This window comes from Vibrio sp. B1ASS3 (assembly GCF_905175355.1).
GTDB lineage: Bacteria > Pseudomonadota > Gammaproteobacteria > Enterobacterales > Vibrionaceae > Vibrio > Vibrio owensii.
Window position 1 is genome coordinate 1,103,897 of the sequence record NZ_HG992743.1, and the last position, 21,002, is coordinate 1,124,898.

Annotated in this window: 20 protein-coding genes; 9 read left to right on the forward strand and 11 right to left on the reverse strand. The window is 44.9% G+C overall.

Translation table 11 applies throughout. The features are described from left to right. Nucleotides 1–70 precede the first annotated feature (70 nt). Genes KJB05_RS23455 through KJB05_RS23465 form a run of 3 tightly spaced genes read left to right on the forward strand, consistent with a single transcriptional unit; the run spans nucleotide 71 to nucleotide 2,441 of the window. On the forward strand, nucleotides 71–826 hold the full coding sequence (locus KJB05_RS23455; RefSeq protein WP_009704442.1) for a 5-oxoprolinase subunit PxpA: 756 nt from the start codon (nucleotides 71–73) through the stop codon (nucleotides 824–826). Beyond that, nucleotides 826–1,518 carry a carboxyltransferase domain-containing protein gene (locus KJB05_RS23460; protein WP_208444227.1) on the forward strand — a complete coding sequence of 231 codons (693 nt, stop codon included), beginning with the start codon at nucleotides 826–828 and terminating at the stop codon, nucleotides 1,516–1,518. The genes KJB05_RS23455 and KJB05_RS23460 overlap by 1 nt, the downstream gene beginning before the upstream one ends. Beyond that, entirely contained in the window at nucleotides 1,506–2,441 is a 936-nt protein-coding gene (locus tag KJB05_RS23465) for a biotin-dependent carboxyltransferase family protein (RefSeq protein ID WP_208444226.1), read from the forward strand. The genes KJB05_RS23460 and KJB05_RS23465 overlap by 13 nt, the downstream gene beginning before the upstream one ends. Nucleotides 2,442–2,473: 32 nt before the next feature. Here the strand turns inward: KJB05_RS23465 and KJB05_RS23470 are convergent, their stop codons facing one another. From KJB05_RS23470 to KJB05_RS23480, 3 genes are all read right to left on the reverse strand, one after another. After that, on the reverse strand, nucleotides 2,474–3,907 hold the full coding sequence (locus KJB05_RS23470; RefSeq protein WP_208444225.1) for an FAD-dependent oxidoreductase: 1,434 nt from the start codon (nucleotides 3,905–3,907) through the stop codon (nucleotides 2,474–2,476). 353 nt (nucleotides 3,908–4,260) lie between these two features. Beyond that, on the reverse strand, nucleotides 4,261–6,714 hold the full coding sequence (locus tag KJB05_RS23475; protein ID WP_208444224.1) for an FtsX-like permease family protein: 2,454 nt from the start codon (nucleotides 6,712–6,714) through the stop codon (nucleotides 4,261–4,263). Continuing rightward, nucleotides 6,705–7,406, reverse strand: coding sequence for an ABC transporter ATP-binding protein (locus KJB05_RS23480; protein ID WP_005435141.1), 702 nt, complete (start codon nucleotides 7,404–7,406; stop codon nucleotides 6,705–6,707). The genes KJB05_RS23475 and KJB05_RS23480 overlap by 10 nt, the downstream gene beginning before the upstream one ends. Here KJB05_RS23480 and tesA point away from each other — a divergent pair. From tesA to KJB05_RS23500, 4 genes are all read left to right on the forward strand, one after another. Further along, entirely contained in the window at nucleotides 7,405–8,007 is a 603-nt protein-coding gene (tesA, locus tag KJB05_RS23485; RefSeq protein WP_078609514.1) for a multifunctional acyl-CoA thioesterase I/protease I/lysophospholipase L1, read from the forward strand. The two genes, KJB05_RS23480 and tesA, sit on opposite strands and share 2 nt — an antisense overlap. An 83-nt stretch (nucleotides 8,008–8,090) precedes the next feature. Then, on the forward strand, nucleotides 8,091–9,290 hold the full coding sequence (gene fabV, locus KJB05_RS23490) for an enoyl-ACP reductase FabV (RefSeq protein WP_208444223.1): 1,200 nt from the start codon (nucleotides 8,091–8,093) through the stop codon (nucleotides 9,288–9,290). Nucleotides 9,291–9,478: 188 nt separating this feature from the next. Further along, the gene (locus KJB05_RS23495) at nucleotides 9,479–11,389 is read left to right on the forward strand and encodes an EAL domain-containing protein (RefSeq protein ID WP_199483141.1); all 1,911 of its coding nucleotides are present in this window, start codon (nucleotides 9,479–9,481) and stop codon (nucleotides 11,387–11,389) included. Nucleotides 11,390–11,461: 72 nt separating this feature from the next. Further along, the gene (locus KJB05_RS23500; RefSeq protein WP_208444222.1) at nucleotides 11,462–13,117 is read left to right on the forward strand and encodes an ABC-ATPase domain-containing protein; all 1,656 of its coding nucleotides are present in this window, start codon (nucleotides 11,462–11,464) and stop codon (nucleotides 13,115–13,117) included. Nucleotides 13,118–13,222: 105 nt separating this feature from the next. Here KJB05_RS23500 and KJB05_RS23505 read toward each other — a convergent pair whose 3' ends face one another. Next, the gene (locus KJB05_RS23505; protein ID WP_208444221.1) at nucleotides 13,223–13,843 is read right to left on the reverse strand and encodes a DNA-J related domain-containing protein; all 621 of its coding nucleotides are present in this window, start codon (nucleotides 13,841–13,843) and stop codon (nucleotides 13,223–13,225) included. 113 nt (nucleotides 13,844–13,956) lie between these two features. Then, nucleotides 13,957–14,796, reverse strand: a complete 840-nt coding sequence (locus KJB05_RS23510) for a 2OG-Fe(II) oxygenase family protein (RefSeq protein ID WP_009704452.1) — start codon at nucleotides 14,794–14,796, stop codon at nucleotides 13,957–13,959. 222 nt (nucleotides 14,797–15,018) lie between these two features. Between KJB05_RS23510 and KJB05_RS23515 the strand changes: the two genes are divergently transcribed. Then, complete coding sequence (locus tag KJB05_RS23515; RefSeq protein ID WP_005435133.1) at nucleotides 15,019–15,615, forward strand: DUF2238 domain-containing protein; 597 nt, start codon at nucleotides 15,019–15,021, stop codon at nucleotides 15,613–15,615. Here KJB05_RS23515 and cutA read toward each other — a convergent pair. From cutA to KJB05_RS23540, 5 genes are all read right to left on the reverse strand, one after another. Further along, nucleotides 15,577–15,909, reverse strand: coding sequence for a divalent-cation tolerance protein CutA (gene cutA / locus KJB05_RS23520; protein ID WP_009704454.1), 333 nt, complete (start codon nucleotides 15,907–15,909; stop codon nucleotides 15,577–15,579). The two genes, KJB05_RS23515 and cutA, sit on opposite strands and share 39 nt — an antisense overlap. A 9-nt stretch (nucleotides 15,910–15,918) precedes the next feature. Further along, the gene (locus KJB05_RS23525) at nucleotides 15,919–16,170 is read right to left on the reverse strand and encodes a hypothetical protein (protein WP_009704455.1); all 252 of its coding nucleotides are present in this window, start codon (nucleotides 16,168–16,170) and stop codon (nucleotides 15,919–15,921) included. Further along, nucleotides 16,154–17,860, reverse strand: coding sequence for an SgrR family transcriptional regulator (locus KJB05_RS23530; protein ID WP_005435131.1), 1,707 nt, complete (start codon nucleotides 17,858–17,860; stop codon nucleotides 16,154–16,156). The genes KJB05_RS23525 and KJB05_RS23530 overlap by 17 nt, the downstream gene beginning before the upstream one ends. A gap of 79 nt (nucleotides 17,861–17,939) precedes the next feature. Beyond that, nucleotides 17,940–18,173, reverse strand: a complete 234-nt coding sequence (locus KJB05_RS23535) for a DUF3389 domain-containing protein (protein ID WP_020196912.1) — start codon at nucleotides 18,171–18,173, stop codon at nucleotides 17,940–17,942. 12 nt (nucleotides 18,174–18,185) lie between these two features. Beyond that, a complete protein-coding gene (locus tag KJB05_RS23540; protein WP_208444220.1) occupies nucleotides 18,186–18,623 on the reverse strand; it encodes a hotdog fold thioesterase in 438 nt (145 codons plus the stop codon). Nucleotides 18,624–18,815: 192 nt separating this feature from the next. On the opposite strand from KJB05_RS23540, the gene KJB05_RS23545 reads away from it, so the two are divergent. Next, nucleotides 18,816–19,601, forward strand: coding sequence for a M48 family metallopeptidase (locus KJB05_RS23545; RefSeq protein ID WP_009704459.1), 786 nt, complete (start codon nucleotides 18,816–18,818; stop codon nucleotides 19,599–19,601). 104 nt (nucleotides 19,602–19,705) lie between these two features. Here the strand turns inward: KJB05_RS23545 and KJB05_RS23550 are convergent, their stop codons facing one another. Next, the gene (locus KJB05_RS23550) at nucleotides 19,706–20,734 is read right to left on the reverse strand and encodes a site-2 protease family protein (protein ID WP_208444265.1); all 1,029 of its coding nucleotides are present in this window, start codon (nucleotides 20,732–20,734) and stop codon (nucleotides 19,706–19,708) included. Nucleotides 20,735–21,002: the final 268 nt, after the last annotated feature.

A 21,002-nucleotide genomic window follows, 5' to 3' on the forward strand; every position in this document is an offset into this window, starting at 1 on the left:
ATGACGTTAGTCACTGAACCAAAACGTAATTTCCTTGCATTTTTAAGCATACTTTGGACACAATAAACGTATGACATTGAACAACCAGCAACTAACACTAAACTGCGATATGGGCGAAAGCTATGGCGCATGGACCATGGGTGCAGATGAAAGCGTAATGCCTTTCATAGACATGGCGAACATTGCTTGTGGCTTCCACGCGTCTGATCCTAATGTCATGCACGATACCATTACCCTCGCTAATCAACATGACGTTGAAATTGGTGCGCATCCTGGTTATCCAGACTTACAAGGGTTTGGACGCCGCAGCTTAAAGATGACCTACGAAGAAATCACTAATATGGTGATTTACCAAGTTGGCGCACTCCAGGCTCTGTGTAAGGCACAATATACTGATATTGGTTACATCAAGCCTCACGGAGCACTCTACAACGACATGATGCTAAGTGATGGTATTTTCTTAGCGGTCGTTAAAGCGGCAGCCCTGTTTAAAGTGCCTCTTATGATATTGGCGTCCCAAGAAAACGAAAAATACTTAGAAATTGCCGATGATTTTGATGTACCTCTACTCTTCGAAGCATTCGCGGACCGCCTTTATCAAGATGACGGGTTACTAACGCCAAGAACACAAGCTAATGCGGTACTAAACAGCGAACATGCAATACTAGAACAAGTCAGAATGCTGGCAGAATCAGGTCGAGTAAAAACGACATCTGGGCAATATATTTTGTTAGAGGCCGACACGATTTGTGTACATGGCGATAATGATGAATCTATCGCGTTGATTCAAAAAATTCGTCAGAGTCTCTACACCGGAGGAAATTAATGAATCAAGGGCAGTTTTCGATCTCTCCTATATCTGAATGCAGCATTCTAATTCGCTTTGATGAAACTATTACTGTTGAGCACATAGGCGAGTTAGCACATCAAATTGTAGATAAACTCAATCTCATCGTAATGAATGTGGTTCCTTCTTACCGCACCATTTTGATTGACTACCTGCCCTTTAGAGTTCAAGAGTCTGTGATACTCCAAACGCTCAATGAGATCGTGAGCCGCTTTGACGTTCAGTCTATGGACAACAAACAGCCGAACTACATTTCTATTCCCGTTTATTATTCGAATGAAACGGCTCTCGATTTGGAACGATTTCAACAAAATGGGCTATCAATGGACAAGCTTATTGAACTGCATACCAAGCCTGTTTATACCGTTTCAGCCATTGGGTTCGCTCCGGGCTTTGCTTTTCTGTCGGATGTAAGTCCAGAACTTCACATGCCAAGACACCATACACCTCGTACCAATGTACCTGCCGGAAGCGTGGCGATTGCCGACAGTAAAACCGCAGTCTATCCATCCGACAGCCCTGGTGGATGGAACATCATAGGCCGTACGCCAATCTCGTTATTCACTGATACTCCACCCTTCATCCCTTTTGAGGTTGGTGACAAGGTCACGTTTGGTTCAATATCCAAACAAGAGTTTGTCAGTTTAGGAGGCGTTTTATGGGCTTCGTAGGATTGTTAGTAGAAAAGCCGGGCCCACTCTCTTTGATTCAAGATTTTGGTCGTTTTGGCCTTGCTCATATTGGGATAACTCAAAGCGGCCCTGTCGATGATTATGCTTACAGTTGGTCGAATCATCTTCTAGGCAACCCCGTTAACTGCTCTGTTATCGAAATCACATTGGGTAATGCGAGCTTTAAAGCCCTAGCCGATTGTCATTTGGCCCTTTGTGGCGGTGATCTTAATGCATCAGTAAACGGTGAGCCTATCTCTAATTGGTCTGACTTTTGCCTCAGAAAAGGCCAGACACTTAAGTTCGGAATGCCAAAGAATGGTTTACGTGCGTATCTTGCTGTTAAAGGCGGATTTAGTGTTGAGAAACACCTAGGGAGCACGTCTACGGTAGTGAGAGAATCTCTCGGCGGTATGACAAAAGATGGTGAGCCTTTGAAAGCCGGAGATATTATTAGCTTTGAGCCACACTCGCTTCCAACGTCAAAACCCAAACAGATGACGTTCCGATTTAAACCAGATTACAACTTGCCATTAAAACTGAGAGTGATCGAAGGCTACCAGTTCGAAGATTTTTCCCAGCAGTCTATTGATGATTTCTATTCTGCTAGCTTTAAGATATCACCCAATTCAAATCGTATGGGTTATCGTCTTGAGGGTAAAACGATACAGCCGCCCTATGACGGCGTGCTTTCAGAAGGTATTGCACTGGGCTCTATTCAGATTCCAAACGATGGCAACCCGATCGTCTTATTGAACGACCACCAGACCATTGGTGGCTATCCGAAGTTTGGTTGTGTCGCAAGAATTGATCTGCCACGCTTGGCGCAAGCTAAACCCGGGCAAGCAGTGAGTTTCGCCAGAGGAGACAGACAAGGCCTGCAAGATGTGTGGTGTCAATGGGCTCAGTTTTTTGGTTACTAAGCCCATCTAAAGTCGTCATTAAATTGTGAGCGCTACATCCCGTAGCGCTCTGCCAATGCTTTTGGATAACCGCGCTCTTGAGTGAGTTTTACCGCAAACTGCTCTATGTCTTCTTCACTCCAATGTACCGTTACAGGATGTTCAAGTTCCACATTGGCATTCGGAGCTATATCAAACCAATATTGCGCCATTTTCTGAGCTGCTAGTAGCGTTGAAGAAGCTTTAACTACTTCAATTCGAGCATAGTTGTTGTCTTCAAATGTCACGTCTGCTGCACGCAATACAGGGTCAGTACCTGGGATTTGCTGCGCACCGAACAGTGCTTTCCCGCCTTTCACTGCACTTTGATAATCCGGAATGAATTGAGACATATGCTTAATCGCATTATCAGTACGCTCATCGAGGATCTCTTGTCGCCACCCGTTGCGTATTTTTGACAGTAAACTGGTTGGTAACTCAGGTTGTGCAGAAATGTTTGAGCTTTCCACCAAACCATCATCAAACAGCGTGATGCCTTTGGTCATTCCATGTAATTGGAAGTAACCATCACCGTAGGGCGTTAATTGAGCCATGCCTTTGTCTGTACCGCGAGGGCCATGGAAGATCACTTCTGGCCATTGTTGAGTACATTCATTCCAACGGGTAACGTAAGCCGCTTTGAATTCGACAAGTCGATCGCGCTTTACGCCAATCGCATCATCAACTGCGCCGGTCTCAAAGCCACAAGCATTAACTAAGTAATCACAACGTAGTGTCTTTTGTTCATCAGCTTGAAGGTAAGCCAGTTCCCAATCAGAGCCACTCCAATGGGTGTGTTTTAGCTCTGCTTGCGTCAGTACATCAACATTAGGAAGTTGTTCTAGCGTCATGTTCGCTACAGCTGCAAGCCTAAATACGCTCCATCCGTATTCCTGAACAGCGACCACTGGATACTTGAGCGCATCAAGGTCTGCGTGCTGAGCAAACGGGATAGCCCACTCGTCAATGCTTTGCGGGTGTTGTGGCTGTACAAGCTTAGAAAGCGCCATGAGGGCCTCTTTGGAGTACAACTTGTAATACTCGTCTGGTTCTCCCAACACCTGATTACTTGTGTCTTGTTCAACCAGAGATTGATAAGCACGTTTAATTACTTCTAATCGAGGTAATAATGCTTCTGGGTCTCCTCCATCTGAATGAGGCACGGCAATGATGGTAGGACGAATGTTCAGTGAATGTGGATACAATCGGATTGTGTCGATCGATTGAGTCAGAAGATCCAAACATTGCTGTTCGGAAATCTCACGATAAAGGTTTCCGCCTGCGTGTAGGTGGCAGATCGGAGGTCCATTTACTAATGAGACCCCTTTCTCGAGAATGGAGACTTTAAAACCTAACTCGGCAAAGTGGATTGCCGCGGTAGAGCCAGCGACACCGCCACCAACAATAGCGATGTGTTTATCTTTACGATTTGGAAACTCAGACTTCATTGCTTCACTGAAATTTTATAAGGAGAAATCTTTACTTAATGTGGATTCTACTCGGGTTTGACTATGATTAAAATCACAAAAAGTTCATGGGTTTGCATTTGTTAAAGGTATACGCGAAAAGTTACTTTCGAGAGCAAAAAATTTCCGAAAAAAGTGCTTGACGAGGTTGTTGGGAAAGCCCGATTTTGACCCTTTGTGAATAATAATTTAACGCTAACACCCATGGCGTAAAGCCTGCGGAAACACCCCACTTTATTAACACTTCAGTTATCCCAAAAGTTATCCACTGTTTTTGTGGATAACTAAAATAAAACTGTCATGGAGTGCTTCCGTTTTGCCTTATTACAAGCTAATTAAGTGTTTACTGGCGTTAACAATCTTTTCAAAAGACTCATAACGACCAAGGCGAGAACGGCAAACGTAGCAAATGGTAAAGCTATCCACAATTCTGGGTGGATTTGCGCATTCAACTCGAAGCCATACTTCATCACCGCAGCGACACAAAGCTCGGCTGCAAAAACCGCCACACCACTTGCGACGAGAGCCATAATTCCGTATTCCGCCCACAATGTCGTGTTAATCCGTTTTTTGCTAGACCCGAGAGTTCGGTAAAGTCGAATTTCTTGCTGACGTTGAGACAAGCTCAATCGAAGCAATGTGAATATCAACAATAAGCCAGCGACAACGCCTAACAACGCCAAGATGGTAATGGCTGACACAATCTGCTGAATAAGCTCTTGGATTTTATCGCCCATCGTTCGTATATCTAGCACTGAAACAGTTGGGTGCTCACGTGACATAGATGCCAAGAGCGCTTCATTCTCTTCGCCAATGCGGTAACTAATCAGGTAAGAACCTGGCAAGCTCGCCATAACATCCGAAGAAAAAATAAAGTAGAAGTTTGGCTTCATATCTCGCCATTCAACATGACGAATGCTGTCGACTGTCGCATCGAAGTTCTGACTGTTGATCACAAATCGTAATTTGTCGCCCAACTCAATGCCAAGCTCACTGGCCACTTCTGCTTCTACCGATACGCTACCTTTGTTGGTCCACTCTCCAGAAAGAATGTCATTGTACTCTGGTAGAGAATCTCCCCAAGTAAGGTTGAGTTCACGACTCACCGCATCAGAGCCCTGACCTTCAGATTTGATCTCTTTGACGCTCACGTCATTAATCTCAGCCAACCGTCCTCGAATGATCGGGAAAGCTTGTGACCGCGTCACGCCATTTTTGTCCAACGTTTCCACATAGCTATCAAGTTCGTAATCAGCGATGTTCAATGCAAAGACGTTAGGTGCATCCGCTGGGAGTGTTCTCGCCCAATCAGCAAGTATGTCACTACGTACAAGCCAGATAATAGAAAGCAACATCAATGACAGTGATAATGCACCAAACTGCAATCCACTTGTCACGGGCGTACGGTTGATGCGACTTAAGGCTAATTTCATTGCAGGTCGAGTTGAAACGCGAGCGAACAACTTGGTCAACATCACACTCATTATTGCGAGTACAACAAACAATGCGGCGATTCCCGCAAGTACAATCCAAACGAGTGTGTTGTTCGCGTAAAGGATAAGCAATGGCACCACAGGAACCAACACTAGCCACATACGCTTCCATGAACGTTTACCTGAACCTTGCTGCAGAACTTCTAAAGCCGGCGTTTTGATCAAACCAAGTAACGGAATCCCCAGCGCAGGAACCGTAATCAGAACCGCTGAAACAACAGAAACTAAAAACGGAGTGACACCGTAACTAGGTAGTGGATTTGGCAGCAAGTCCTTGAGTGGAATTCGTAACAAATACTCCAAACCACTACCCAGCAACAAGCCCACAATGCTTGCACTGACCAGCAAAATGGTAACTTGAATCAATAACCACTTTTCAATCCAACGACGACTCGCACCTAAGCTTTTCAACATCGCGATGGTTTGTGTCCGGCTGTTTACGTAGCTTTGACACGTCAAAACCAAGGTCGTTGCCGCCATGATGATGACAATCGCTACCGTCAAAGAAAGGTATTGCGTTGTACGTTCAAACACCTCATTGCTTCGACTTGCCGTATCCTGAGTACGCCAACGGTCACTTGGCGAAAGTTCAGTGCTGTCTTGCAGTTGCGTCAGTGTTGCATCATCCCCTTTAAGGAATAAGCGATATTGTACTCGGCTACCTACCTGAATAGCGCCAGTTTTATCAACGTCGCTATTGTGGATGTAAGCAGAAGGCATTTGTTGGAAAGGGTTGAAACTCAATCCTGGCTCCATCAAAACGGCACCGGAAACCGTGAAATCGGCGTCGCCTATAGTGACAATGTCACCCTTATCAACATCCAATTGTGCCATGATGCGCTCATCCAACCACAACTGATTTGGCTTTATGTGCCCTGATGAGTCATTGTCCAAAACCAAGTCACCCATCAATGGGTATTGCTCATCGACTCCGCGTACCGAGATAAGCTGCATACCATTATCGCTGAATGCCATGGTTGCAAAGCGCGTCATGGTCGAGCGCTCAAGCTCTTTAGTTGAAGTGAGAAGCGTATCCGGAATAGGGTTTGCTGAAACAAACACGGCATCGGCTGTTAATGCATCTTTGCCTTGCTTAACGATGACCTGCTCCATTCGTTCTGCCAACGCAGACAAAGCAAAAATACTGGCTATAACAAGAATGAGTGCGACACTAATCGGCCACAAGTTACCTTGACGTATTTCCCCAAAGCTCCAACCAACCAAGCTTTTATTCGGCGACTGATGAGCTTTTTTATTTGATGCAGAGCTTTGTTCACTTGAGGAGATCACGGACATAGCACCTCCTCTTTTAGCTCACCCGCTTCCATACGGTAGACACGGTCACAGCGACTCGCTAAATGACTGTCATGCGTAACTAAGATCAGCGTCGTGCCATGCTGCTCATTAAGATCGAATAGAAGCTCAATGACTTTCTCTGCCGTTTGATGATCAAGGTTGCCCGTTGGTTCATCGGCGAATAACAGTTCTGGCTGAGTCATGAATGCGCGAGCTAGAGCAACTCGTTGTTGTTCACCACCGGATAACTGACTTGGCAAATGGTCAAGACGCTTCTCAAGCCCTACCGCAGTCAGTAGTTCTGTCGCTCGTGCATCATCTTCAGATTCACCACGTAAAAGACATGGAAGAGTAACGTTACGTAGTGCACTCAAACTCGGGATTAACAAGAAGCTTTGAAACACAAATCCCAGTGAATCTGCGCGGATTTTAGCGCGAGCTTCATCGTCCAGTTTAGATAGCTCTTGTCCAAGTAACGTGATTTCACCAGACGTCGGCGTATCTAGCCCAGCAAGCAGCGTCATGAGCGTCGATTTACCGGCACCAGAGGTGCCAACGATAGCAATCTTCTCACCCTTTCTAATGTCAACATTTACATTTTTAAGGATTGTTAATTGCTCTTGATTAGTAGAGACTTGTTTAGAAACTAAATTAGCTTGAACAATAGGTGCTTTAAGTACAGGTGTTTGCATGATTCGTATACTTTCCTTAGTTCTCTTTTTCTGCCTTTCCGCCACCGCACATGCGAGCGAAAAGGTACTTGTTTTGGGCGACAGCTTGAGCGCTGGTTATCAAATGCCGATTGAGAAGAGCTGGCCTAGCTTACTTCCTGATGCCTTATTAGAACACGGCCAAGATGTAAAAGTTGTAAACGGCAGCATCTCCGGAGACACCACTGGCAATGGCTTAGCTCGTTTACCCTCTCTTCTTGAGCAACACACACCGGATCTTGTTCTTATCGAACTCGGCGCTAACGATGGCCTTCGTGGTTTTCCACCTAATGTTATTACGTCGAACTTATCGAAAATGATTACCATGATCAAAGATTCTGGTGCGGATGTTGTCATGATGCAAATCCGCGTCCCGCCAAACTATGGTAAGCGATACAGTGATATGTTCTACGATATCTATCCGAAACTCGCCGAGCATCAACAAGTCGCGTTAATGCCATTCTTTTTAGAGCACGTCATCGTCAAACCAGAATGGATGATGGACGATGGCCTGCACCCTAAACCGGAAGCTCAACCTTTCATTGCCGACTTCGTCGCCGAAGAATTGGTTAAACATCTCTAATTTTACTGGTCTAGCTCAATAAGTTTTACCTAACTTTACGTTACCCTGTCGAAAGTATTATTCACCAAGGTTAGATAATAAAAATGCAAATAGAACCGTTGATTCAAGGTGTTGTAGCTCGTTCGGCACATCCGTATGGGTGCCGCGCTTCCATCAAAGAGCAAATTGAATACGTTAAACAAGCTCCGCAGATCAAAAATGGCCCCAAGCGTGTTTTGATCATCGGTGCTTCTTCAGGTTTTGGCTTGGCCGCCCGTATCGCCCTTACATTTGGTGGTGCTGAAGCAGACACCATTGGCGTCTCATTTGAACGCGGTCCGTCAGACAAAAGTGTCGGTAGTGCTGGTTGGTACAACAACATCTTTTTTAAAGAAGAAGCCATTCATCATGGACGCACTGCAGTAAACATCGTTGGTGATGCTTTCTCAGACTCAGTTCGCAGCCAAGTTATTGAAGCCATTGAAACCTACTTTGAGGGTGAAGTAGATTTAGTGATTTACAGCTTAGCAACAGGCGTTCGCCCTAAGCCTGAATCTGAAGAATTTTGGCGTAGTGTCATTAAGCCAATTGGAGAATCGGTAACGGGCGCTTCAATCATGCTGGAAAACGATCAATGGGTAGAGTCCACATTGGCGCCAGCAACAGAAGTAGAAGCAGAAGCCACGATTAAAGTAATGGGTGGTGAAGACTGGGAAAGCTGGATAGACACACTGATCAACTCAGAATCTGTTGCCAAGGGTTGTAAGACGATTGCCTTTTCTTACATGGGCCCTGAAGTTACACACCCAATTTACCTAGATGGTACGTTAGGCCGAGCAAAAGTTGACCTTCACCAAACCAGCCATGCATTGAACATGAAGATGGCGAACTTTGGCGGCGCTGCCTACGCAACAGTCTGTAAAGCGCTCGTCACCAAGGCAAGTGTGTTCATCCCTGCCCTAAGCCCTTATCTACTTGCGCTATACCGCGTAATGAAAGAGAAAGGTACTCACGAGCGTTGTATTGAGCAAATGCAACGTCTGTTCACGACAAAGCTTTACGACCAAAGCAAAGTACCCGTTGATGGCGAACGCTTGATTCGTATCGATGATCTTGAGTTAGATCCTCAAGTGCAAGAAGAAGTTTCTGCACTTTTAGAGCAAATGAACGCAGACAACTTCGCTGATATCGGTGATTACGACGGCTTTAAAGGCGAGTTTATGAAATTGAACGGCTTTAACTTTGAGGGTGTCGATTATGCTCAAGACATCTCAATGAAGACTCTGAAAGCATTAAAGCCTTAATTTAAAGCGTCTCACTATTGAGATAGTGCCAAGTAATTCAAAGTCCTGAAAGGTTTTCGGGACTTTTTTTGTTTCCGAATCCGCCCCCCCTATACTTTAAATAAACGAGTGGTTAAATAACGAGCTCGCGCAAAAACAAAAACGATATTCATTCACAGGACGTGAAATTACGGGAAAGGATGACCTATATGGGTACATTGCAAACATTAGATTACGAAATACCCGAATCCATGCGGAAAAGCTGGCAAAATATCGTCAACCTGCTCGCGCGCATCGCGGATGTCCCAACGACGCTGATCATGCGTATCCACCCAAACCACATTGAAGTAAATACCTCCAGCGAGACTGATAACAACCCTTACAAAGTCGGTGACAAAGAAGAACTAGGTCATGGCCTTTACTGTGAGCATGTCATTAAAAACAAACGCGAACTCATCGTTCCTAATGCGCTCATTGATGACGAGTGGAAAGACAATCCTGATATTAAGCTCGGCATGATCTCGTATTGTGGCTTACCACTCTATTGGCCAAACGGGGAAACGTTCGGCACCATCTGTATGCTCGATACCAAAGAGAATCAGTACAATGACACCTACCGAGAACTATTGAGCACATTTAAAGAATCTATAGAGGCTCAACTAGCCGTCGTTTTCCAACAACATAAGCTACTGCGCTTAAATAACGAACTGAAAAATAGAGTCGAGAATAGAACGACGGACCTCGCCCAACTTAGCTACTCGCTAACAAAAGAAATTGATCGACGTAAGGCCGCAGAGAAGCAAGTAAGCTATCAACAAACCCACGATCATGGGACGGGCTTTTTAAACCGCGTAGCACTTGAAGAAGTGTTAGACCACATCTTAGAAACCATGGACCATGACCAACAATCTTTGGTGGTGATTAACGTCGGTTTTAGTAACGCGCGCAGTATCGAAACAAAATACGGATTTGAAGCCTTTGACGAGGTATTGAAAGAGTTTCGCTTCCGCCTAGGCCACAACGAATCCAGTTATTTTGTGACTGGTCGTCCAAGTTCAAACGACTTGGTGATTGTTGTCTCTGGTGAAGATATCGAATCAAAAGTCCAACACTTACTTGAAGACATCACCCATGTTAGCGTCGGCAACTTCCACATTGATGAAAACGAAGTCCACCTTCACTCTTATATTGGCGTCGTTCAAGCGCACAGAAGCAGTCACGCCAAACAACTGCTGCAAAACGCCTGTTATGCTATGTTGCTATGTAAAGAGTCTGGTGAATCGTACAACTACTTCTGTGAGAGCCACACTCAAGAACTGAACAATCACAATCAGCTTGAAAGCTACCTATTACAAGCCGTTCGCAACGACGACTTAATGCTTTACTTCCAACCTAAGGTACTTCCACATACGCACAAATGGATAGGTGCCGAAGCACTACTGCGATGGCGTCATCCTGTCTTGGGTGATGTATCCAACGAAGCATTAATTCACATGGCTGAACAAAACGGATTGATTTTCGAAGTCGGCTCTTTTGTCTTGAGAACCGCGATTGATAAAGCCAAACAGTGGTCTGAGCTGGTGGACAATTTCAAGATTGCAGTGAACGTGTCTCCGATCCAATTACAAAACGTTAATTTCGCTGAGCAAATAGAACACCTCCTTGAAACCTTCCACCTGCCGGCACACTTCCTAGAGTTAGAGGTGACTGAAAGTGCGTTGATTGCAGATGAAGTCGTGGCTCGTAACACATTGAATAAATTACATAACCTTGGAGTGACACTGTCACTTGATGACTTTGGCACGGGGTACGCATCATTCAGTTATCTGAAAAAATACCCTTTTGACGCGATTAAGATCGACAAAAGCTTTGTTCAACAAATGGAGAAATCTGATGACGACAGAGCCATCATTTGTTCAATCATACACATTGCGAAAAAGCTCGATCTACAAGTGGTCATAGAAGGCATTGAATCAGCCCAACAAGAGCAGTTTTTGATCAATGAAGGCTGCGATATTGGACAAGGCTTTTTGTATGGTAAACCTATGCCGTGCAATGAATTTGAACAAAGTTTGTTTAATCAAAACCTTTTAGGTGGTCAATACACCTATTCTTCCTAAGCATTTCCTTTACTCTGCAGGCGGTGGTTTCTATAATCGCCGCCCGCTTCCAATAAAAAGGCCATTATCTTCATGGATCAGTTGACTGCCACGCTTAAGAAAATCGAAAAGCAGAACTACCGCGCATACCAACAAATCAAGGGTCAATACGACTTCGGTGATTTCGACTTGTACATTGATTACGTTCAAGGCGACCCATACGCATCTGCTTCTCGTCTACGTGCAACTCGCGCGTGGTCTTTAACCGGTCTTGAGTGGCTAAAAGACGAATCACCTGCATTTCAGCGTGCGGCTCGTGACTTTATTGCTCGAAGCTTTGATGACTTTGCGAAACAAGAGAACGCAGTATCAATCTCTTTAAGCGGCCAAACCGTTCTAGACAACACAGCAGTGCTATTCACTGAAGAAGGCATTGAACTTCGCTTCCGCGTTAACTTGCCTGCAGAAGGTCGTTCTGTTCTTGGTAAGAAAGCCAACAACATCCTTAGTTTCTACTTGCCGAAGTTTATCCGTCGCGCGACGCTAGAGCGTGAGCTGAACAAAGATGCGTTGATTGAGCACTGTAAAGTGATTGAAGACCAAGCATCTCTACGTGAACAGCTAGAGGCGAACAACTTGGTTGCTTTTGTGGCGAATGGCAGCATCCTTCCACGTATCGCAGGTAACTGTGACTTGCCGATGAAAGACGCGGTTGAGTTCAAAGCGCCAGAATCCCTTCAAGTTACGCTACATGCGCCTAACAAAGGCTACGTAACGGGTTTGGGTATCCCTAAAGGCATTACTTTGATTGTTGGTGGTGGTTTCCATGGTAAATCGACGTTGTTGAATGCCGTTGAACGCTCTATCTACGATCACATTCCTGGCGATGGCCGCGAATACATCGTGACAGATGGAAATGCGATGAAGATTCGTGCGGAAGATGGTCGTTGTGTTCATCACTTGAACCTATCGAACTACATCAATCACTTGCCAATGGACAAAGACACGGCTGATTTCTCTACACAAGACGCATCGGGTTCTACCTCTCAAGCGGCTTGGCTACAAGAGTCTATTGAAGCAGGTGCAAGTTCTTTGCTTATCGATGAAGATACTTCAGCAACCAACTTTATGATCCGTGATGAGCGCATGCAGGCGTTGGTAGCAAAAGGTGATGAGCCAATTACACCATTAGTTGACCGTATCGGCCAGTTACGTGATGAGCTAGAGATCTCGACCATCATCGTTATGGGTGGTTCTGGCGACTACCTAGACGTTGCAGATACCGTAATCCAAATGCACGACTACCAAGCGGTTGATGTAACTGAAAAAGCAAAACAAGTGATTGCTCAGCACCCTACTCAGCGTCATAACGAATCTGAAGAAAGTCTGCAAACGTTCCGCCCTCGTGCGTTGAACCGAGTAGCACTGATGAACATTCTGACAGACGGTAAGTTCCGCGTGAACGCGAAAGGCAAAGATTCTCTTCGCTTTGGTAAAGAGTTCGCAGACCTAAGTGCACTTGAACAACTAGAATCCGCAGATGAAGTAAACACGATTGGTTGGTTGTGGTTCCAAATTGCCCAACTTCCGGGTTGGTGTAACCACCCAGCAAAAGAAATCGAAGACATGCTTTCTGGCGAATGGCAAGCGACACTACCTAAACAAGGTGACTTAGCAAAACCACGCACATTGGATGTAATGGCAGCCCTAAACCGCATGCGTAAGTCTCAGTTCAAACCTTCTCGTTAGTACTGGACAAGACAAATAGCAAAAGGCAGCGATGAACGCTGCCTTTTTTGTATCTAGCTGATAGGTAAAAGGATAAATAACGTTACACTGTGACTAACGTTTGTTTTATCCGCTACGCAGTACATTCCAAGCCTCGCAGAGAATACGAAACCTATCTGCATCACCGTTCTCTCGATCTGGGTGCCACCGTAATGCAAGCTTTCTCCACTGCTTACGAATATCCGCCCGAGTCGCCTCCGAACCCAACTCAAATAAACTTAACGCTTTCGCTCGATCCAAATCGCTAAAACTGCTTCCGCCAATGTAGCGTTGATATCGACTCCAAAAATCATTGAGCAGTCTACGTACCTCGCCTTCATCGGCTTCGTAATTTTTCCAATCAAGGTAGTACTCTCTGAGTGGGTCATTAATGTCGATGCTGTGACGGGAAGCTTCAATTGCAGACATTAGCACAATGTTCATCGCTTCAATTTGTAGCCAACCGTCTGGATAAAGCGTTTCTTGCAGTTGATAGAGCGCGTTCATCAACAAGAAATTGCGCTTAAAGAGGTCTTTATCCGGAGATGGATCTAACTGAGGAATATAATCGTGCTCACTGAGCTCTTGCGCAAGTGTGTGCACCTTCCAACTCGTTGGTTGTTTACGGAGAATTTCTAGAATCGGCCACAACAATGGATTTTCCATGTATTGCTGACCGTTTTGGCAAACGTCGAATTGTTCGTCCATGTATCCCCTAACCGTTTTAAGTACCTGTTATTAAAGCTAGTCAATTTGTACCATAAAGACAAAAAGGCTGACAGTCATAAACCATCAGCCTTTTGAAGGAGGATCTCGTTAGCTTAAATAACGCCAAGTTCTCTTAGGCGCTCCATTAGGTAGCTATGCGCTGTGTAACGCTCAGACAAAACCGTATCTGGCTTCGGGTGTAGGAACAATGGAAGCGAGATACGAGACTTCTCTTGACGGCCACCCGTTGGGTTAATCACACGGTGAGTCGTGGATGGGAAGTAACCACCAGATGCTTCTTGCAGCATGTCACCGATGTTAATGATCAAATTACCAAAGTCACATGGCACATCTAACCAATCACCTTCTTTGCTCTTTACCTGAAGGCCAGGTTCGTTTGCTGCTGGCAGAACAGTCAGCAAGTTAATGTCTTCATGTGCTGCCGCACGAATCGCACCTGGTTCCTCTTCGCCCGTCATTGGTGGGTAATGCAGAACGCGTAGTAGTGTTTTGTCGCTGTTGTTGATCATTTCAGACAACGCGATAGAGAATTTCTCTTGAACCTCTTTTGGTGCATACTCTTCCACCCATCCAAGAAGCTCTTGAGCAAAGGCATTTGCGCGCTCGTAGTACTCAAGAATTTCTTCTCTAAGTTGCTCTGGCATTTGACCCCAAGGGTAAACATGGAAGTACTCTTTAATGTCTTTAACTGAGTGCCCCTTCGCGACTTCAGAAACTGATGGTGGAAAATAACCGTCTTGTGTTTCAACATTAAATTGGAAGTCGTTTTTTTGTTCAGAACAGAAGAACTCGTACCAATTTTTGTAAATAGACTCGACGAGCTCTTGTGGAATTGGATGGTTCTTAAGAACACCAAAGCCCGTTTCGCGCAGTGAGGTGACGAACTGTTGAGCAGCATCGTCAGCAAGATAATCGACAGTTTCCAGTTTCATGACTTTACTTCTTTTTTATTAGACTGAGCGGTGAATTCTATGGATGGCCATGTTGTAAATCAAACTTTAATGAAATGTTTACGCGCAAACGTTTTATTGTTGAGCAGTTTGGCAATATATCAACATAAAAAGTAAGCATCTCCCCGACAAAATAAACAATTGCACACTGTACAATTAAGTGTAATCATAATCACAGATTTCAATTGAAGGATCAATTTCTCTATGAAAAGTACTTCTACCTTATTGGGTTTAACGATTTTCTACGCCGTTGTTTTTTTGTTTTCTGCCTTAGAGCCAAGCTCTCGCGCGGTGTGGTTTGCAGAGATCGTTCCAGCCATCGGTATTCTCATTGCCATTTGGGCGCTTTCCATTCGTTACCAATTCAGCAATACCGCTTATGTACTGATGTTTATCTGGCTTTGTCTTCATACCATTGGTGCCAAATACACGTTTGCAGAGGTTCCGTTTGATTGGTTCAACAACTTAATTGGCTCGGAGCGCAATAACTTTGACCGTGTAGCTCACTTCTCGATTGGCTTATACGCTTACCCGATTGCTGAATATCTAATTAATAAGAAAAAGATCAGTGTTGGATTTGCTTGTTGGTTTGCTTTGTTTGCCATTATGTCTTTGGCAGCTGGCTACGAGATCATCGAATGGTGGTATGCGGAAATTGCAGGCGGTGATGAGGGAATTGCCTTCCTGGGATCGCAAGGCGATATTTGGGATGCCCAGAAAGACATGTTATGTGACACCATGGGTGCGATATTGTCGTTGCTTCTACTGACAACTCAACGTCGACTGGCGAAGCCACTCTAAATAAGGGTTAAAACCTTCTACAATTGGGACCTGTACGATCTGAGCCACCTCATATTCGTGCAGGTCTTTTATTTTGTCTTCGACCAATGCGTATAAGTCTTTGCGTGTTTTAATGATCAACAACCACTCATTATCGCTACACACTTCCCCTTTCCACACATAATGGCTCTCTATTGCCATGGTCTGTATACAAGCAGCAAGTTGACCTTCCAACAAACCTTTGATGATCTCGTCTCGGTTCTTCTGCGTGCCAGCGGTACTCAATACCATGCAGTATTCATGTTGTTCGCTCATAACTGACTCTTATTTCATCGTCACCTTGCCGCCAATCATCTTGTAGGCAGGTGTTCCTCTTACTAACGTGTCTCTTGCAAACTCTTGTTCACAACCCGGGCAAATGCAAGGTGTGTTGGTGAAATCTTCAACAATGCGTTCTTTAAAGCACTTCACTAATGCCCCTTTACCGCCTTTGCGATATTTAAACAGCTGCGTTTTACATTTTGCACAAAATATCTCAACCGTTTTGGTCGGTTGCTTCTTATTCGGTTTCGCCATCTTTCTCTATCTTCGGTTTTACCCACACGGTACTGAAATCAAACCAACCTAAGGCGTTACATTTGGCGTTTTGCAGCGCACCGCTGTGGTCTTTGTTCACGCCTAACCAACAGTGGAACATCGGGATCACTTGGCAGCTCTTTACCAGTTGTCTGCCTAACTCTCGGGCAGGAAAATCCGTGTGTTGCCCCGCTCTCCATTGATCCACCAGCGTTGACCAACCGGAGAAATCATAACCCGCACTAAACTTATCAATATCGCTGTAATCCAACAGCCAACCTGCAAGTGCGTCGTTACGGTTGGTCGCAATGCCCATTGCTTTGATCCAAATATCCACTTCTTCTGGTGAAGGCGGCTGAGTATCGTAACGAATGAACTCCACATCAATTCCATGTGGCTTGAGCAAGGTTTTGATCGCTTTAGCAATAACAGGAAACATAGGGTGTTTCTTTTGGTAAGCGACACAAATGGTTTTCTCTTTCTGGGGCGCGTCACCGGACATTGTCGGTTTAAGGTCAATCCACCCAGGCTTTAATCCAAATGCTTGCAGCACTCCTAGTTCAATGACCTTGTCTTGGGGAACATGGGAGTACACTTGGTAGCTGTTCAAGGTTTGACTCAAAAACTCCGCCCATCTTGGGTCTTTTGCGATACCTGTATTTTTATTCAGTAGTAGGAAAGTACAACCGGGATCGAGCTCGACTTCATCCGTCGACGCTTGTTTATCCATTTGTGGCTTAGTCAAACTTGGGTAAACCATCGAAGAATACGCCTCGTCGATTACCCACACTTCAACTTGATCCAAGAGTGGACGCAAACCAAAATAGCCATCAAACGCCGTCAGAATTAAGCGTTTGTCATCATTGACTTTAACTTGGAATGGGCCTGTGCCGATTGGCTTTCTATCGAATTCTTCTGAACGTAAGTTGCTTGGTAATAAGACTTTGGCTTGTGACTCACTCAATGCAAGTGGCAGGTACTTATCCGGGCGTACTAGATGGATGTCTACCGTCCAAGGCTCTGGAGAGATGACCTTTTCTATGTGAGAGAACAAGTTGAGTTCGCTTAACGCCCCAATACTTTCGATAACGCAATCTGTCGTCAGCAGTTCGCCATTATGAAAACGAACCCCACGACGTAGATAGAAACGCCAATGTGTATCTGAAAGTGCTTCCCAGTAATGCGCTAAATCGGGTTGAAGCTGCTCGTTGTCGTCGAGTTTCGTAAGGCCACTGAACACCTGACGCGCGATATGCTGCTCTGAACGGCGCATTGGCTTTTGCGGGTTCAACATAGAAAGCGGTCTGTAATAAGGTAAACGAACGACCTGCTCACCTTGTCGATGTTGCAGACCTAAATAGCCCTGAATAACCTGAGTGAGCTTAGCTGCATCGTTGTCGAGCGCTTCAAGGGCTTGACCTATTTTCCCTTCGTCTAAGTAACGACGTGCAAGGTTCTCACTTACATCGCTACGATTGCGCTTGAAGATCAGTTTAGAAAGCTTGCCTCGACCTGCGGCAGGATGCCATTCGATCCACCCTTCTTCCTCTAGTTTATTGAGGACGATTCGAGCGTTTCGACGAGTACAAAAGAGTGCTTCGGTAATGTCTTCGAGCTGAACATCCGTGTCATTACCAGAAAATTTTTCAAACAGCGTTTCAAACTGAACGCGTAAACGAGGGCTACTCATAAAGAGGAAATTTTAGTTTTCATAACGATAAACTAAGTTTCCTCATTTTTTGTGAAAAGTGCAAACTCAGACGTGCAAATTATTGAATGTCGATACCAATTTCTTGCGCTAGTTGGCGTAATTGATCTTCATCGTCGAGTTTGATCGACCATTTCGTTTCCGCACCATGAGCCAAAACAACATTCGCACCACGTCCAAGTAGCTGAATTGCATCAGTTTGTGCTTGCAAAGTAACCATCGCGCTACCCGTAAGTTTGATAACAATTTCACGCTGCGTTGCTATGATTTTTCCTAAAGAGAATTCAATGACCATATGAGTATTCTCTTACTGAACTTGTTTTTCTTTCGGATGTTTTACTGCGATCGTCAAACGGCTCGTACAAACCAGACGTCCGCGTTCATCGGTGATTTCGATTTGCCACACTTGTGTAGACACGCCCAAATGAACAGGCTTTGCGGTACCAATAACATGGCCACTGCGCATCGCACGAACATGGTTTGCATTAATGTCCAAACCAACACAGTAACAGCCTTCCTCAACACAGAAATTCGCAGCAAGTGAACCAAGCGTTTCCGCAAGTACAACAGACGCACCACCATGCAGCATACCCAATGGTTGGTGCGTAAAGCTGCACACAGGCATGGTCGCGCTCAGTGAATCATCAGTGAAATCGGTATAGACGATTTGCAGATGCTCCATCATGGTATTTTTTGACGTGGCGTTAAGAATGTCTAAGTTAATTGGCTTTTTCCAAATACTCATTTTTCGCTCTTATCTCGTCCCGTATCGCACTGGACGGTTTATCTATGAAAAGTGCGCCTAGCATAGTCCTGATCGCATCGCGACTTCAAGGTCAAACGCAAGTCTCAACGTGATCAACATAATGACTTAACGTTTCTTTACTAAGCGTTATACTATTGGTACAAAACAAAAAATATTTATATGGACCCCGCTATGAGAACATGGATTAAAGCCTCAGTACTTTTGACCGTTGCAGGTCTAACAGCGTGTAGCTCTTCGCCCACTGGCCGTAACCAAATTTTGATGTTTTCCGACCAAGAGATGTCATCGCTCGGCGCAAAGTCATTCGACCAAATGAAGAAAGAGATACCAATCAGTAAAGACAAAAAGACCAATGCCTACGTTCAATGTGTTGCGAAACAAATCACCGACACGATTCCGCCTCAAGCAGGCTTCAAAGAATGGGAAGTGGTTGTGTTTGACAGCCCTCAGGTAAACGCCTTTGCTTTACCGGGCGGTAAAATTGGTGTTTATACCGGCTTACTGAAAGTGGCGAAAAACCAAGATCAACTTGCAACGGTAATCGGTCACGAAGTCGCACACGTTTTAGCTGATCACAGTAATGAGCGTTTGTCTCAAAGCCAGTTAGCCAATGCAGGGCTATCACTTGCTAATGTTGCAATCGGTGCGTCTGAATACAAGCAATACCAGCAGATGACGATGGCGGCGCTTGGTGTGGGTGTTCAATACGGTGTGATTCTTCCTTATGGACGAACTCAAGAATCTGAAGCCGATATTGTTGGCCTTGGATTTATGGCAAAAGCTGGCTTCGATCCTAACCAAAGTGTCGATCTTTGGAAAAACATGAGCGTTGCAGGTGGTGCTCAACCACCAGAGTTTTTCTCAACTCACCCATCGCACAGCACTCGTATTAGAGATCTACAGGCAACCATTAAAACGCTGCCAGCATCTAACGTTAAAGCACCCAAGTGTGGTTGATTCAAAACCCAAGGCATTCTAACTAAGAACTATCCTTAAGCCGCAAACAAGAAGAGCTCCATTTCGGAGCTCTTTTTATACGTCTATGTTTTTACTTATTGCGTCTACGTACCTAAGATCTGCAAAGGCAAGCTTAACAAGCTGTCTCCTAACCCAGCGAAGTACCAAATGATGGCAATAAAGCCACCGATAGAAACTAAGTACCAAGCAAACGAGAACAGTTGCCCATATCGGGTTAATGGCAGCAAATGACTGTGGTGTCGAGTTCGCCATTCCATTACCACCTCTAACATCCCCATCAATAGCAAGAAACCAAGCAACGTTAAGCCGAAGGTGTAACTGATGTAGATGCCAAGCAACGCCGTGACAATACTCCCTGCCAAACCAATCCATGTATTCATTGAAAAAGTGATACTTTTAAGAACATGTCCGCCATCTAATGGCAAGATCGGCAGCAAGTTGAAGAGGTTTAACAAGGCGTTAAACACAGCAAGGCCCGCAAAGATCATCTCCCCTGTCATCCAATATAAGACGGTGAATAGAATGCTGAGGACTAACCCAAAGAACGGGCCCATGATGGAAATAACCACATCTTGCCAACGTGTGTTTATCTTTTCATCGCTTAGCGCTAAGCCACCTAAAAATGGGATGAGATAAATGCCTTTGGTCTTCATGCCAAAGTACTTCATCGCTCGGATATGGCCATATTCGTGAAAAACCAAACATGCCACCAATGCAAGGGCGAACTCAATCGAAAACAGCCATGAGTATGCCGCAAGGCTTGCAGAGGCTAACGCCACCTTAATGACCTTCGCGCTTTTCAACGCTTTCATGCCGAGCGACACAATACCAATTAGACTAAAACGCTTTTCTGCCGGTGGCGGTTCGACCGGTACTTGGCGTTCGATGTCTTTTTCGTCACGAGTCCCTTCGACAACCAGTGAGTCATTCACTGTCGCTTGATACTTAAAGTCAAATGGCTGCCAGTTTAGTTCACAGCTCAATTGGCAATGTAAAACGTCCTCTCCAGCAGTGAGCTTGAACTCATGCTCTGTCTTGCCTGAGTCATCATCGCTCGCAGCAATCTGCGAAACTAAGGTGTTATCCCAAAACAGTTGTTGCCAACCCGCCATAGAGCCTTCAAGCCTGAGCGACTTTCCTAAAAATTCAATGTGTAGTAATTCCAACGCGATTTCCAATGCGATAAACACAAAGTGCGAATTATGCCTGCAATGGCACCGAACGAAAAGCATGTTAACAACACGTATTTGATTGGCTTTTAATCATAAGATTTACAAAACAACTCTGGTCATACCATTCTTTACAAAAATATCACCATAATACATGACCTTATTAATTGCGGTTTGACCTATGCATCAAATTTAAAACGCAATATACGTC